Here is a 14902-nt window from a genome sequence, read left to right as displayed (position 1 = left end):
ATGACTGCAACTGAGAACATCGACGCACCAGAACTGGAAAACCAGATCGAAGACGACCAGGAAGTTCTGGACGAGGGCGACGTCGCCGCCGACTACCTCGAAGAGCTTCTGGACATTGCAGATCTGGACGGCGATATCGACATCGAGATCCGCGGTGGCCGCACCTACATCTCGATCCTTGCCGAGGACGCAGACGCCTCGTTGGAGAGCCTCGTAGGCAAGGATGGAGAAGTCCTCGATGCCCTCCAGGAACTCACCCGGCTGGCAGTGCTCACTGCTACCGGTGAACGTTCGCGCTTGATCCTGGATATTGCCGGCTACCGCGCAGAGCGCGCAGAACTGCTCCGCAAGATCGCTGAAGATGCTATTGCGTCGGTACGCGAAACCGGCGAGAAGACCCACTTGGATCCAATGAGCGCCTACGAGCGCAAGCTCGTGCACGACGTGATCGCCGATGCAGGACTGCACTCGGAATCCGAGGGTGAATCGACCCGACGCCATATCGTTATTTCGGTACTGGACAGCTAAGAACCATCACGCGAGAGCGTGCTGATCGACCTAAGGACCAACGACCATGACTGAGGACCTCAGCCTTACTGCAGAAGAGACCCTGGCTGCCGAGAAGATCTTCGGTGACCGCCTGGATCTTGCCAAGCGCTATGTGGAGCATCTGGCGACCTCGGGCATTGAGCGCGGGCTTCTTGGCCCACGGGAAGTACCCCGTCTGTGGTCCCGTCACGTGCTCAACTGCGCCGTGATCGAAGAGGTCATGGAGAAGGACGCCGAGGTAGCCGACGTAGGCTCCGGTGCTGGCCTTCCAGGGCTCTGCTTGGCAATTGCCCGCGCGGACCTCAAATTGACGCTTATTGAGCCTCTGGAGCGCCGCTGCATCTGGCTCTCCGAGGTTATCGATGATCTGGGTCTGGACAACGTCACCGTGATGCGTGGCCGTGCAGAGCAGATGGTCGACGTCGTCAACGCACGCTATGTCACGGCCCGTGCCGTATCTGCTCTGACCAACTTGGCTGGACTGACTATTCCATTGCTACACGGACAGGGCGAGCTCATCGCCATCAAGGGCCGCTCCGCTGTCGAAGAGATCGCTAAGGCTACCAAGGCGATCCGCAAGCTTGGCGGCAGGGAAACCGAAGTGCTCACTGTGGGCGAAAGCATCCTTGCAGAGCCAACCACGGTGGTTCGCATCAAGGTTGGCTAAGGTTGACGCGATAGTCTGTTAAATAGTTATAGAAGCGAAATGGCTTTCATCCTCATAGTTTTCGAGGATGAAGCCATTTCGCAATCTGAATGACTTGTTTTGAATGTTTCACGTGAAACATTATCGGTGCACGCCATGAGCATTAGGTGCATCAATTCACGAGGAGGAGTTTTACCTTTGTCTAAGACTAAGGATTCATCGGATAGCGCGTTTGATTTCAACGACTCGTCCTCGCCTTTGGCTACTCAGATAGCTAGTGAACATCGTCGTCGCGAAGCTTTGGAGGCCCGCAAGGTGCCAATGCCTGAGAAGACCCGCTATTTCACCATTTCCAACCAGAAGGGTGGCGTAGGCAAGACGACGACCACGGTCAACCTTGCCGCCGCCCTAGCCAAGGGCGGGCTAAACGTCCTGGTCATTGATATCGACCCGCAGGGCAACGCTTCTACCGCGCTGGGCATTGAACACCACGCTGAAGTAGACAGCATTTATGACGTGTTAATCAATGATCTTCCATTGGCTGACGTAGTAGCTACATGCCCAGAGTTGCCAACCCTGCAGGTCGCTCCTGCAACCATTCACCTGGCAGGCGCTGAAATCGAGTTGGTTTCATTAGTAGCCCGCGAACAGCGCCTGCAGCGCGCCCTGGATGACTACGCGCGTACCCGCCAGCGCAAGGGGCTGCCTCGCTTGGACTACGTCTTCATCGACTGCCCGCCAAGCCTAGGCCTGCTGACCGTTAACGCCTTCGTTGCCGCTCGTGAAGTTCTCATCCCAATCCAGTGCGAGTACTATGCGCTCGAGGGCCTGAGCCAGCTACTGAAGAACATTGAAATGATCCAGAAGCATTTGAACTCCAAGCTGACGGTTTCGACGATACTGCTGACCATGTACGACGGTCGCACGAATTTGGCCGCGCAGGTCGCCAACGAAGTCCGTGAGCACTTCCCAGAGCAGGTGCTCAAGGCCGTCATCCCTCGTTCGGTACGAATCTCTGAAGCGCCGAGCTACCAGCAGACCGTCATTACTTATGATCCAAATTCGACTGGTGCATTGTCGTACTCCGAAGCAGCCGTAGAGATGGCTGAACGAGGCGCGTAAGACCTTATAAATACGTTTCACGCTGGAAAAGATCATCCCCTTAGATTTTCGTTTGTTTTTCCAGATCTATCTGATGCGGATGCGAGATTCGTACGGTGAGAGCCACGGCTGACGCACTGTGCGCATCCCCGGTTCAAAGCCAAAAAAAAGTAGACTAGTCTCGGGCTGAAATTTCGGATGAAAGGGCGTGCGAAGAACATGGCAGATAAGAAGCGGGGATTGGGCAGGGGACTGGGTGCCCTTATTTCCAGCTCACCGGCGACGGCGGCTCCTGAGGAAAACCAGAATGTTTCACGTGAAACAGCTCCTGTAGATCCGGCCGCGGAAGCGTCGAAGTCGCGCGCTACACGTCCTGTCGATATGTTCTTCGAACCGGGACGCAAGTCCTCGGCACCTAAGGCGCCAACCACTCCCGCAAAGCCGGCAAAGCGCGCTCGCGCAACTATGCCTGGCTTGAATACAACTCTTGGGGGAAAGAATACCTCTGCACCTCAGGAAGACGCATCAGCTGAGAAACCAGCACCTAAGAAGACCGAGCCGCAACCTGTAAAATCAGACTCTCCCGATCTTGTCGAAGTTCCTGGCGCACAGTTCGCTGAACTCGACGTCCAGCTGATTCACCCAAATCGCAAGCAGCCGCGTACCAACTTCGATCAGGAGCACATGGATGAACTCATCCATTCGATCCGCGAAATTGGATTGCTTCAACCTATCGTGGTCCGCCCTTCCCGCGAGAAAGATGACGCTCCGTATGAGCTGGTCATGGGTGAACGCCGTTGGCGCGCGACACAGGCGGCTGGCCTAGCGACTATCCCGGCCATTATTCGCGACACGCATGACACCGATCTGTTGCGCGACGCCTTGCTCGAGAACCTGCATCGCTCACAACTGAATCCACTGGAAGAGGCCGCTGCTTATCAGCAGCTTCTAGAAGAGTTCAATTGCACCCAGGAAGTGCTTTCAGAACGAATCGGACGATCCCGTTCGCAGATTTCCAATACGATTCGCTTGATGAAACTACCTCCACTCGTTCAGCGTCGTGTTGCGGCTGGCGTTCTTTCTGCCGGTCATGCGCGCGCGTTGCTAGGACTGTCGAACAACGAAGTCATCGAGCAGCTGGCTCAGCGAATCATCAATGAGGGCTTGTCCGTGCGCGCGACCGAAGAAGCAGTGGCACTGAGTGACGACAAGCCACGAAAGCCAGCAAAGAAGGCGCGAGAGACCCAGCGCAATGAACGCCTGGACTTCCTGGCAACTTCGCTCGCGGACCGCTTGGACACTAACGTCAAGATTCAGCTTGGCAGCCGCAAGGGCAAAGTCAGCATCGAGTTCGCTTCGGTGGATGATCTGAACCGCATCATGCAGGTTATTGATCCGACTATGAACTCGTAATTTCATGAACTGGCGCATGTTTCACGTGAAACATGCGCCTTTCTTGTATCTAGAGCCTGTGTTTCACGTGAAACAAATACTCCATGCGAGGTTACTGCCAACCAAGTATGAGGGCGGCACATGGAGACGAATCGTTGGTGGGTAGGAAACCGCTGCTGTCCATAAACGGATACTTATGTGTGCCCGCATAGCTTTCGCATCAAATGGATCATGAACCACAGCAAGCATAAAACTGATTGTTGGCATCCGCCGTTGGCTTATCAAAGAGGGAACGTACATGCCGATGGCATGAGCACGAAGTAGCCACGACGCTGTCCAGAAATGTAGAGAAAGCAGGACACACCGTACCAGGTTCGGGATTGGCACCGCATCGCTGAGCCGAGCCCTTCACCTCGCTTCGTAACCATTCTCCGATGCCTGCTCCTGAGGATCAGCGAGCCATTCAGTTTAGGTCACCGAAATGCCTCCACTTAATGAATTCTACGGAGAACGGGAAGAGGATAGAACGCATGATTCGACCCGCCTGGCTGCGGGAACTACCCCAGCGGATACGGATTTGGGCAGCCAGTATTCTGCTTGGTAGGACATCCGGGGCGATAGGTGCCGCATTTGGTGCACAGTATTCCGGCTACCTTCCAGTGCGAAGGAGAACACAAGGTGCGATCAGTAGAGACACTGATGGTTTTCGCGGTCTATCCCTGCCTGGCTCTACTCCATCTAATGCACAGTGGCATGTGTCAGCCATGCTTCTTAGATTGTTCGAGGACTGATGTGCAAGGGAGCCAGGATGCTGTCCGCAACTGAGCACAACTCCGAAAACCTTGGACCGAGAAGCCGTATCGGGCGATTCCAAGGGTACGTTTCATCGTTCTTGCTTAGGGCAGATATGCAACGGCGTTGAGTAAGGACTGCATACAGCATGTTCTGGAACAGCAAGATCAGATAGTCAGGCATACCGTGATGACTCTCTGAGCAGCAAGGTGGGCGTATAGCGACGCCACGAGAGCCGGGAGTCGGGTAGGGGAGAGGAAGGCTCGCACGAAGGCCGAGAAGGGCCAAGGAAGGCCGCTATGGACTTATGGCAGGACCAACCGGGGGCAAGTTCGGAGGGGTGCCAACGCTAACTGAATGCTAACCATTGAACGACTTTTGAATATTCACCCCACCTGATCCATTCAACAGACATTCTGAGGGAAGGATCAATGTGGAACAGTACGCAGAGATCCGTCGACTGCATTGAGCAGAAGGCGTGCCAATAACGGCGATCTCGCGGCGACTTGGCATCGCACGTAACACCGTATGTTCAGCATTGGCAGTCACCGAGTCTGCAAATGACCTGCAGACGAAGCGTGGTTCCATCGCTGACGCTTTCGAACCAGAAACCCGCAGGCTGGTCTGCGAGTATCCGCGCATGCCGGCGACGGCCATCGACGAACGAATCGAATGAACGAATTCCATCTCCACGTTGAAGAACCGGGTCGCACTGATATGTCCGGAATACACGAACGTGGGCCCTGCGGACCGGATGTTCCACGAATCAGGGCAAGCCGCGCAAGTGGATCTGTGGTTCCCCAAGCCACGGACATCTGTCGGATCCGACCAGGCTCTGATGCTGCCGGAGCTGATGATGAGGCTGTCGCATTTGAGGGTGTTCAAAGCGCTGATGATTCCTAGCTGGCAATGCCCGGATCTGAGCGTTGGGATGTGGAGCTAGAACGACGATGATGACGCGGTCCTCAAGAGCAGAATCTGGGACCGTGAATCCGCGATTCGGAAGCAAAAGGAAAGACACGGAAGTCAATTCAGTGCTTGCCGAGCCGCTGGCTAGCAGGAGCATTCTGGCTCCACCGAGAGATTCTGAGTTCAAAGAGCAAACCGAATGCAACCAGTTGCTTGAATCCTCTTTCCTTCAGAATCTCAGCAAACAGCTCGACGGGTGTCTACCGAAAGCCAATGTACACCGTTCAGCCCGATCCAGGTCCGGAGCATCGACCGGTCGCCGTAGGCTCTAGGCACAATGATCATCTCGCCTTCGATGCCATCAGTACCGGGCTCAGCCATCGGGCACGATGGAGAAGGACCTATAGCATGAGTCTGGGCCGCAATAATTAATTGGTGCATCCTTCAGACATTGGCCGGATTGTTGATTCCACGGTGACCATGGATAGAGGGTCTGCGGCCAGCCGGTGGTGGCTGATCCTCCGCGGTGCTGGACAAGCTGAATATTGGACTTTTCGAGAGCCGCCAATATTGCGGTTCTGAGCCACCCAGTATTCTGTCCGCGCGCGCCGGTGGTTGCGTCTTGCTGATGGATGAGTGGCTTTTGGATCCTCCAGCCGGCGGGTTGCTGAGAATCATCTTCGAGCTCATAGGGCGGCGGTATGACGCTGCATCCACCATTTTCTGTACGCAGTACAAGCAATCGGATTGGCGTGCCCGGCTGGACGCTGGTGCGTTGGCCGACGCGATCATGGATCATGTCGTGCACGATACGATTTGGGTTGAGACCGGTGGGCGCAACATGTGTGAGGTGTACTCTCGGCCGGAGCATTAGCCACGGGGCGTTGATTCGATGGAATCCCCGTTCAGGACTGCCTGCCGGACTGATGATCCGGCAGGTGGTTCTAAGGGAGACTATTGGGTGGATCTGAACCACAATAACGACTGGCCCAGAAGCGCAATATTGGGTGGCTCTCAAACCACCGAATATTCACAAGCACCAGATGATTACCGATCCGGCACATGTGCAGATTACTGCGTTGTGCGTTGAGCAAGATTCGACGCACAACCGTTATTTGGCCACGACCACGGCTGCGTGGTCGCGTCACGCCAGATATCGGCCGGCAATAGAATCCCTTGCCTGGACATCCACGACTTTCATGATGACCAGTAATGCGTACTTCGGAAGAAACGATTGAGCAGTTGGCGAGAGCCATGAAAATGCCATCAATCTGTCGGACGTGCAAGTAGCATGTTGATCCAGCACATGATGAGGGATGGACTCGTGAACCTGCCGGGCCAGGACGGCGATCATCCCGACAGCTATGCTCGTGACCTGTAGAGGACCGCCATGGGCGGTGAATACTAACTCGCGTATTGCGCTGGGTGTCAAAGCCTGCCGGCAGTGGTATCCAATGCTCTTCGATGAACAGCTCTGGCTGCGCGTAAAGGTTGGTGGCGGCGCATCACGGAGGGAAATCGACTCATGAGTTGCTGCGTCTTATGCAATACAAACTGTTGATCATCGTCAAGGTGGATTACATTCCATTCGGTACTGCGGCCGTTGATGCAGCTGATCGTTATTAACAGAAGTCGGTGCTAACCAGGTCCAATCCGCCGATTGTCCGCTGGGGTGAGGCCAATGGTGACGAGGTTGATGCCTCGGCGAATACTGATTGCTTGGTTCACCCTGAGGAGAGGCTGTCTTCGCCTAACCATCCATATCGGGCGAAGAACCGTCGGGTTTGCTGACCAATGCCGAGCTGGCGTAGGGAGAATTGGACGGTACAGGTCCGATTCCGTTTGACGATAAGAAGGCGATTTTCAGTTGGTGTTGCGGGCATGACCGGAACTTCTTATGTCGAATGCGCCATGCCGTGCGATGGGGGAGTGGTACTAGCCCTTCCCGAAGCCATTACGCGCACCCTGAGCCAGGGCACGCTGATGAGAAGCAACGACTCCATTAAGATTCCTGACGCAGGTGTGGGATTAACATTGGTGCGCACCCTTGCCGAACCGACATCCAGATCTCTAGAAATCCGAGTTCGAGCTGTCATGAAATCGTGTCACCGTCTCTCGAATTTCTTGAATCGGCGACTGCGACTGGTGGGGGGCGGAACCGCAACATGAACACTGAGAGCAGCTGCCTTGAAGCAACGTTTCACGTGAAACATGATCCAGACCACCCTTCGAACCTGCTGACGTCTGCGAAGCGAAACGTGTTTCACGTGAAACATTAACCTGACCGCCCTTTGATTGTCCTGAATTCAACGATGCGCTTGGTGTTTCACGTGAAACAACCAGAACGACCTGAAAGCACATGCAGGGTTGACGTTGCACAGAATGGAGCGGCCACGCACGACCTGGGCACCCCGCCCCCGAGATGAATAGCTAATGATGCTATACCCACTACCCGCAGGCTGACAGCCTTTGCTGAGATGAGGCATAAGAAGCTTGCTGAATACATGCGTAGGCCTGTACGAGCGCCGGAGAGGACCTGTCTGGCCGGTGCCTACGTGAGAGGACAGTGATCAGCCTGCGGCTTGCGGCGCGGACATGAGGAAGTTCGTTCCAGCGCCAAAAACCCGGCGAGCACGCACGGCGTGCAGGAAAGTAAGAGCGTCGCGAGATGCCGAGGGATAACTTGACCCTTGGTCCCATACGCGCGGAAGGTGAAGCCTGGATACGATCGTCCAACCACTTCAACGCCAGCAGCTGACAGGAGGAAATGACGCCAAGGCCCTAGGGAGGGGTCGAGCAACAGATGGCCAGAAAGCCTTAGGAGTGACTTATGAGGCTGCAGAAGCGCGTCCTAGGCGGATGTATGGGTCTCCGGGAGCCCTGTCGGGCATGAGCGGCCCGGCAGCGCTCCAGATCCCGCTCATGAGCAAGGTGAGCGAAGGGAAATCCAGAAGGATCACAACCTTCAATCCAAGAGAGTAGGAGGATTAGCGGTGAAATAGGTTCACTAGAGTCTCCGCAAACCCGGCTCAACCCGCTCCTGCTTTTGTCCCGGTTCGAAGGAACTATTCACTAGAAAAAAGCCCCAAGGTAAATAGCGCGGGAATTCGGACCAAGCTGTCCATGCACCAGCCGCGCAATAGGTAGGCATGATGCCGTGGAGTGCGAAGCCCCAGGTGCCGAAGCCCGTAGTAGTGATCAACCTAAATTTCTCAGGGTTGGAGAACTGGGCGAAGACCTCCATTAATTGAAAGGCAAGAGAACCTGAAGGAGGGAAGCGTGTGAATGAAAGAACTTATATGTGGGGTTAGTACTGGCCCTCGGGGAAACCGACTTCCCGAAAGATAGGTAGCGCGCTGTTCAGAGTTAGTTGATTGCACTAGGACCTAGTGCAGAATTGCAATGACCTGATCAGAGAGAAACCCCTCCGATCACTAGCAGATTGGAGATTCAGGCCTTCTCTTCGCGAGTCGACAGTAGGGCAACGAGCATGAGTCTAAGGCCTTTGTCCCTGATGCAGGTTCTACCGGCAAGCTTCGCCCCGATGGGTATGAACAGCTATTCAGCGATGATGTGGCTCGTTCGCTCCACGGCAATCGACCTCAGATTCATTCAATCTTCGACAGGTCGCACCTCATCATTACCCAGCGGCCCATGTGACAGTTGCGCAGTGGGTGATGACGTATCGGCACGAAACATGGTTTGGGCCGCAGCAACTGACTTACGACAACAACTCACAAGCCGAAAGATTCTGTTCTGCTTACTGCGTGCCAGTTTAGCCAGAGAACGTCCTCAGGAACTCGTTGCTGAACCGTTCGGACTTTGGAGGAGATAGCATCATGGATTCTGACGATTGACGGCGAAACAGTAGGCTCAGTGAGCAACCAGTGGATACGCGGAAGGGGAGTGCTCCGCTAATTCCCTGGAACTCCGTTAGCCCTGGCAGTTCTCACTGCGCGTTGAACCCTCCCCAATAATCAAGACCAAGAGATGCTGTTCCAGCTAAAGACGCCCATGAAAACTGAGTGTCGCGGCGACACGGGGATGCGGCAGTCGGCATGGCCTGGATTATCCATGGACAGAATTTGACGCAATTTCGACCGGAAGCGGATAGTCCCATGAGGAATTGGTTTTGGCTGCCTCTCAGAAAGCACATCCAATCAGCTAGCATGTGCGGCGTATCCGGATGCGTTTCCGCGGCCCTTCACAGTGCAGTCTGGAATTGTGGGCCGAAGTTGAAGGGCTAGAAATACGGCGATCGCGGATCGCTGAATTTTGCATAGGACATCAAGATTCAGAATTCGGGAACCTGTCTAGGTGGCCAGAGAAACGATCAAATGCGAACCCGAACTTGCCGGGTCCATTGCTGAGCATGAAATGCGCATCTTGGCTGACGGGTGCCAAAGAACTGTGCAAAGCGTCATAGAACAGAGCCAGAATAATAAAAACAAATATTTTACCTTGGATATTCGCAACAGCATGTCAAAAGGGCCTTCAGATGAAGAACCGGCTCAACCTGAGCTGGGGTAAGGCTCGGAAACGGCCAGAAAACGAAAGCAAGTGAACTTCTCGCGGCGCCACGGTTAAATAAGAAGTGGGGACCAACCTTGCGGTTGATCCCCACTTCAATCATGTTCTTGGCTTACAGGTATTCTGCGAAGTCCTTTTCGATGACAGCCTTCGGCTTGGCACCGATGGAAGTAGCGACATGCTCGCCGCCCTTGAAGACGTATACGGCTGGGATGCTGGTGATGCCGTACTTCGCGGCAATTGCCTGGTTCTCATCGACGTTGACCTTCACGACGTCGACCTTCGCAGCGTGCTCTTCTGCGATCTGATCCAGGATTGGACCGAGCTGGCGGCAAGGGCCGCACCATTCAGCCCAGAAATCGACGATCACTGGCTTGTCGGCATCCAGGACATCGGCCTGGAAGGTTGCTTCAGTTACTGCTTTTGCGTTGCTCATGAGAGACAACCCCTTTCTGAGAAAACTATTAGGCGGTAGCGAGGGTTTCGGAAACGTTGGCCAGGTAGTGCTCCACGTCCTGGGCCGCGGCGCAGCCCGAGCCGGCCGCGGTAATGGCCTGGCGGTAGGTGGAATCGATGACGTCGCCGGCGGCGAAGACACCTGGCAGCGAGGTCTTGGATGTGCGGCCTTCAACGGCGATGGTGCCTTCGGAAGTCAGCTGCAGCTGGTCCTTGACCAGATCCACGCGTGGGTCGTTGCCGATGGCCACGAAGATACCGGTGACATCCACGGTGGATTCTTCGCCGCTGGTGCGGTTCTTCACGACCAAGCCGTCGACCTTATCGGCACCGTTGATGCCGATGACTTCGGAGTCCCAGATGAATTCGATCTTCTCGTGGGCCAGGGCGCGGTCGGCCATGATCTTCGAAGCGCGCAGCTCGTTGCGGCGGTGCACGACGATGACCTTGGAGGCGAACTTGGTCAGGAACAGGGCTTCTTCCATGGCGGAGTCGCCACCGCCGATCACGGCGATTCTCTGGTCGCGGAAGAAGAACCCGTCGCAAGTGGCGCACCAGGAGACGCCATGGCCAGAGAGGCGCTTTTCGTCCTGCAGGCCCAGCTCGCGGTAGGCGGAGCCGGTGGAGACGATGACAGCACGAGCACGGTAGATGGTGCCGTCAGCCAGGGACAGTGTCTTGATTTCGCCTTCGAGGTTCATTTCGGTGACGTCGTCGAAGAGGATCTCGGCGCCGAAGCGTTCGGCTTGCTTCTGCATGTTGTCCATCAGGTCTGGGCCCATGATGCCCTCGGGGAAGCCTGGGAAGTTCTCCACGTCGGTGGTGTTCATCAGTTCGCCGCCGGCAGTGACTGAGCCGGCGATGACTAGTGGGTTCAGATTCGCACGGGCGGTGTAAACCGCGGCGGTGTAACCGGCCGGACCGGAGCCGACAATGATGACGTCGCGGATTTCGTCGTTCTGTGCTGAAGTCACGGGGGTAGAACCCTTTCGTTCTAATAATGCGAGGTGGATAGCAAGGTCTAACCTCACTATCCACCTCAACGCATTGCTTTCGTAAAAAATTCCGCTTCTATTACTTGGCGGAGAATTCACCGATCTGGAGACCGAATGGACGTGAATCATTGCCGCCGGATGCCTTGCGAGGCAGGTCGGTGATGTCCAGGAACACGTGGGTTCCTTCCATGTAGTCCTTGTCGTCGTCCTTGGCAGTTACCGAAACCGAAGGACCGGAGAATGAACCCTTGGCTACCGACTTGGCATCGCCCAGGTCTTCGGATTCGCCGACGAGGATTTCGTAGTTGCCGCCGGTGCCGTTCAGGCCCTCGAGATTGACCTCGGAGATCTTGGACTGCTCGTCCAGTTCCAGGATGAAGACCATGTTGGAAGCGAAGCCGCCAAAATCAGCGGTGGTGTACGAGTACGTTGAGTAGGTGCTCGAGGCGTTGCCGTCGATCATCTGGCCCAGCTTGCCATCGGTTTCGGAGTTCAGCTGCTGATTGCCGGGAACCAGGCGGGATACGTCGTCGATCTTCGGAGCAGGCAAGGCGTCCTCGGTTGAGTCCTTTTCCTTCTCGGTCTCGGATGGCTTTTCCGGGGACTCCACGGCAGTTGGCTGCTCGCCATCGGCGGTGGTGTTCTTGTCCCCACCAAGGAAGTTGAAAGCGAACACGACTGCAACAATCAGCACGATGAGCAAGACGGCGCCAACCAGCAGGCGAGTTCCCTTGGAACCGCCTTCTTCCTCTTCCTCTTCGCCGACCTGGGGGTCCTGGGCAGAAGCATTCTTGGCAGCTGCGGGGAAGGTCGAGGCTTTCGGGGCAGCGGCAGCGGCGGCACCCGCAGCGGCGCCTGCGCCGGCTACGGCTCCAGCTGCTGCAGCCTTCTTCTTTGCCGGCTTCTCATCTTCCTCGGCAGGCTTCTGGGTAGGCTTGGCCGGCGTCTTGCCCTTGGACTGCGCAGCGGCAGCCAGTGCCGCAGTTGCGGTGACATTAGGCTCGTCTTCGTCTTCCAGGCGGGAGACCTTCGGCTTATCTTCGGCCGCTGGCTTTTCAGCTGGCGCAACCGGGGTAGCCATGGTGGCGGGAACCTGCTCATTAGGCGCAGTCTGGTCGAACTGTTCTTCTTCAGGCTGTTCCTGGTTCTTCTTGCCGAACCGGTTCTTCAGTCCTGCGAAGCCACCAGCCAAGGCGGAACCGATCTTGCCCTGCTGCTCTGGTTCGTCTTCGTACTGCAGCTGGTCGTAGTACTCGTTGTCGTCTTCGTAGGTCTCAGGGACGGCCTGGCGGGACTCGCCGAAGATCTCGGTGCCCAAGGTGTCGGTGAAGAACGGCTCAACATATGGAGCGTCGTCGGTTTCCAATACCAGGTCCAGCAGGTCCGAGGAACGCGCGGTGTTGGCGACGAGGTAGGTCTGGTTGGCATCGGTGATGCCCAGATCCAGCACCTGAACGTTCGAAGCGCGCTCGCCCATGGCGATTTCGCGTGCGCTCGTTGCCAGCTGCGATGAATTCTCCACGGAAGCCACCATGATGCTGACCGAGCGGTTCAGTACCTGGTCTACGCCACCGAGTACCAAGTCTCCTTCAGCTGATGAAAGGACACTCTCGGTTACTTGGTAGCGACCGCTGAGGACAGAGCCGACATCGATTGGCTGCGACACGTGCATCTCCAAGGGGTTGATTTTGGTTCGGTGGCGGTCCACGGACCACCACCTGCCATGTTACCGGTCAGATCAAGCTATTTGGTGCCTATTTGCCCAGAATCACTAGCAAGTTTCAGCGGACCATCAGCGATTGAGTCCCGGGATTCTGCGAAGGATCGGACCCAGGAACGACTGGAGCTCCGGGACCTTGGTTTTGTACAGCAAGCCAATGAAGACGATGCCCATCACCAGCGCGACAATAGCCACCGAAACCAGGGCGCTGAATACGGAGTCGTAGGCGAATCCGAAGTTGAATCCACCCAGCAGCCAGAGCGCGATGCATCCAATGATGGAGGAGAGCGTAGCCATCCAACCGACTCGAATGTAGGTGTCGATGACAGAGGAAACACCGTAGTTGCCGTAGCGGCGCTTGATCAGATAGTGGGTGCCGACGCAGGTCAGCACGTTGGTCAAGCCGTAGATGAAGGCAATGGCGGCGGCGATATGCAGCGGATCGACCACGGCGGCAGCGGCGAACGCCAAGATCAATCCGAGCCCGGCGGTGGCCGACTGGATCAGCATCGGGGTGCGGGTATCTTCCTCTGCGTAGAAGACACGCAGCATGAAGAACTGCAAGGACTTGAACGGCAGCCCAAGCGCGGTGAGCACCAGCAGCTGCCCGAGAGCGCCCGCGGCCTGCGCAGCATTCTCGGAGTTGCCGGCAAAGAGCCTGCCTAGCGGTCCGGCCAGCACGATGAAGACCAGCGTGCAGAACACGATAGGGATTGCGGTGGAGCGCATGCCCTGATTGAGCAGCTTGCCAACATCCTTGCGGCGGTTCTCGGTGAAAGCCCGGGCGAAGTCGTTGAACAGCACGGTGGCGACGGTCAGCGCGAACAGGGAGTGCGGCAGCACGGTGATCAACTGCGAGGTGTTCAACGCGTACTCGCCGGCTACCGAGGCGGCCTGTTCGGGAGGCAGCTGCGCTCGAGCCGCGGTAGCTCCGGACACGATCTTGGAGTACACCAGCGAGGAGAGATTGCCGATCACCATGGCCGCCAGGGTCCAGATCGCCAGCTTGCCCACGTGGCGCAGTCCCATGCCGCGCCATTGGAAGTCCAGTGTCAGTTTCAGCCCGGTCTTCTTCAGTGGCCAGAACAGCGCCACCGACTGCAATACGATACCCAAGGTGGCACCGCCAGCCAGCCACATGGTCTTGACCCCGCTCCAATCCTGCATCGGGTCGCCCGAAGAGTAGGCGCCGAAAGTCAGGATGAAAGCGCCAATGACGATCAGCTGGATGATGTTGTTGACCGCAGGAGCCCACATGAATGCGGCAAAGCGGCCATTCGCGTTCAGCACCTGGCCCAGCACTGCGTAGAGCCCATAGAAGAAGATCTGCGGCAGCGACCAGTAGGCAAAGGCCGTTCCCAACGCGATCATCGGCTCGGTCCAGTTATTGGTGAGCACTGTGATCAATGGCCTAGCGCAGAGCGTGAGGATCAGCGTCAGGATACCCATGCCCACGACGGTCAGCGTCACCAATTTCGACGTGTACGCGGCGCCGCGGTCCTTCGCCTTGGAGGCCTTGATCAGCTGCGGGATCAGCACGACGTTGAAAATGCCGCCGGCCAGCAGCATGTAGATGATAGTCGGGATGATATTGGCTTTTTCAAAGATGTCAGCCACCGAGGTGACCGAACCAATGGCCATCGCCAGCAAGGCCGTGCGCACGAAGCCCAGCAAGCGGGAGACCATCGTGCCGGAGGCCATCAGGGCATAGATCCTGGAGCGCGAGCCAACAGGCTGAGCTGCCTGCTGCGGGGGAGGTCCGGCGACTACGTCCATGGCTCCGGTGTGTAGCTGATCGGAGCCCGCAGATGG

At 56.6% G+C, this 14902-nt stretch carries 11 protein-coding genes; 6 read left to right on the top strand and 5 right to left on the bottom strand.

The annotated features are described in order from the left end of the window. The 4 genes from M2368_RS14425 to M2368_RS14410 all read left to right on the top strand — a co-directional run bounded on the left by M2368_RS14425 (position 1) and on the right by M2368_RS14410 (position 3709). Positions 1-528: a Jag family protein gene (locus M2368_RS14425; protein WP_133833763.1), complete on the top strand. Its 528-nt coding sequence runs from the start codon at positions 1-3 to the stop codon at positions 526-528. A 46-nt stretch (positions 529-574) separates the two neighbouring features. Then, positions 575-1216, top strand: coding sequence for a 16S rRNA (guanine(527)-N(7))-methyltransferase RsmG (gene rsmG / locus M2368_RS14420; protein WP_105662203.1), 642 nt, complete (start codon positions 575-577; stop codon positions 1214-1216). Between the two features lie 177 nt (positions 1217-1393). Further along, entirely contained in the window at positions 1394-2317 is a 924-nt protein-coding gene (locus tag M2368_RS14415) for a ParA family protein (protein ID WP_402735399.1), read from the top strand. Between the two features lie 198 nt (positions 2318-2515). Further along, positions 2516-3709 (top strand): ParB/RepB/Spo0J family partition protein, encoded by a 1194-nt coding sequence (locus M2368_RS14410; protein WP_332486933.1) that lies wholly within the window; start codon positions 2516-2518, stop codon positions 3707-3709. Between the two features lie 1131 nt (positions 3710-4840). Here M2368_RS14410 and M2368_RS14405 read toward each other — a convergent pair. After that, on the bottom strand, positions 4841-5365 hold the full coding sequence (locus M2368_RS14405) for a hypothetical protein (RefSeq protein ID WP_146112360.1): 525 nt from the start codon (positions 5363-5365) through the stop codon (positions 4841-4843). Positions 5366-5915: 550 nt separating this feature from the next. On the opposite strand from M2368_RS14405, the gene M2368_RS14400 reads away from it, so the two are divergent. Both M2368_RS14400 and M2368_RS14395 read left to right on the top strand, forming a co-directional pair. Further along, entirely contained in the window at positions 5916-6263 is a 348-nt protein-coding gene (locus M2368_RS14400; protein WP_105656614.1) for an ATP-binding protein, read from the top strand. Positions 6264-9706: 3443 nt separating this feature from the next. Further along, on the top strand, positions 9707-9919 hold the full coding sequence (locus M2368_RS14395; protein WP_133833767.1) for a hypothetical protein: 213 nt from the start codon (positions 9707-9709) through the stop codon (positions 9917-9919). A 112-nt stretch (positions 9920-10031) separates the two neighbouring features. Here the strand turns inward: M2368_RS14395 and trxA are convergent, their stop codons facing one another. The 4 genes from trxA to murJ all read right to left on the bottom strand — a co-directional run bounded on the left by trxA (position 10032) and on the right by murJ (position 14866). After that, positions 10032-10355: a thioredoxin gene (gene trxA / locus M2368_RS14390; protein ID WP_105656613.1), complete on the bottom strand. Its 324-nt coding sequence runs from the start codon at positions 10353-10355 to the stop codon at positions 10032-10034. A gap of 28 nt (positions 10356-10383) precedes the next feature. Then, positions 10384-11349, bottom strand: a complete 966-nt coding sequence (gene trxB / locus M2368_RS14385; protein ID WP_426735879.1) for a thioredoxin-disulfide reductase — start codon at positions 11347-11349, stop codon at positions 10384-10386. A 100-nt stretch (positions 11350-11449) separates the two neighbouring features. Further along, on the bottom strand, positions 11450-13036 hold the full coding sequence (locus tag M2368_RS14380; RefSeq protein WP_400341840.1) for a hypothetical protein: 1587 nt from the start codon (positions 13034-13036) through the stop codon (positions 11450-11452). A gap of 126 nt (positions 13037-13162) precedes the next feature. Next, positions 13163-14866, bottom strand: coding sequence for a murein biosynthesis integral membrane protein MurJ (gene murJ / locus M2368_RS14375; protein WP_332595065.1), 1704 nt, complete (start codon positions 14864-14866; stop codon positions 13163-13165). Between the last annotated feature and the right edge of the window lie 36 nt (positions 14867-14902).

The sequence above is a fragment of the Arthrobacter sp. JUb119 genome (assembly GCF_024807995.1).
GTDB lineage: Bacteria > Actinomycetota > Actinomycetes > Actinomycetales > Micrococcaceae > Glutamicibacter.
This window is presented reverse-complemented; position numbering and strand designations above follow the sequence as displayed.

Bases quoted from the DNA above. Each gene is read 5' to 3' on its own strand.
- M2368_RS14425 (WP_133833763.1), top strand. From the start codon at position 1: ATGACTGCAACTGAGAACATCGACGCACCAGAACTGGAAAACCAGATC.
- rsmG (WP_105662203.1), top strand. From the start codon at position 575: ATGACTGAGGACCTCAGCCTTACTGCAGAAGAGACCCTGGCTGCCGAG.
- M2368_RS14410 (WP_332486933.1), top strand. From the start codon at position 2,516: ATGGCAGATAAGAAGCGGGGATTGGGCAGGGGACTGGGTGCCCTTATT.
- trxA (WP_105656613.1), bottom strand. From the start codon at position 10,355: ATGAGCAACGCAAAAGCAGTAACTGAAGCAACCTTCCAGGCCGATGTC.
- murJ (WP_332595065.1), bottom strand. From the start codon at position 14,866: ATGGACGTAGTCGCCGGACCTCCCCCGCAGCAGGCAGCTCAGCCTGTT.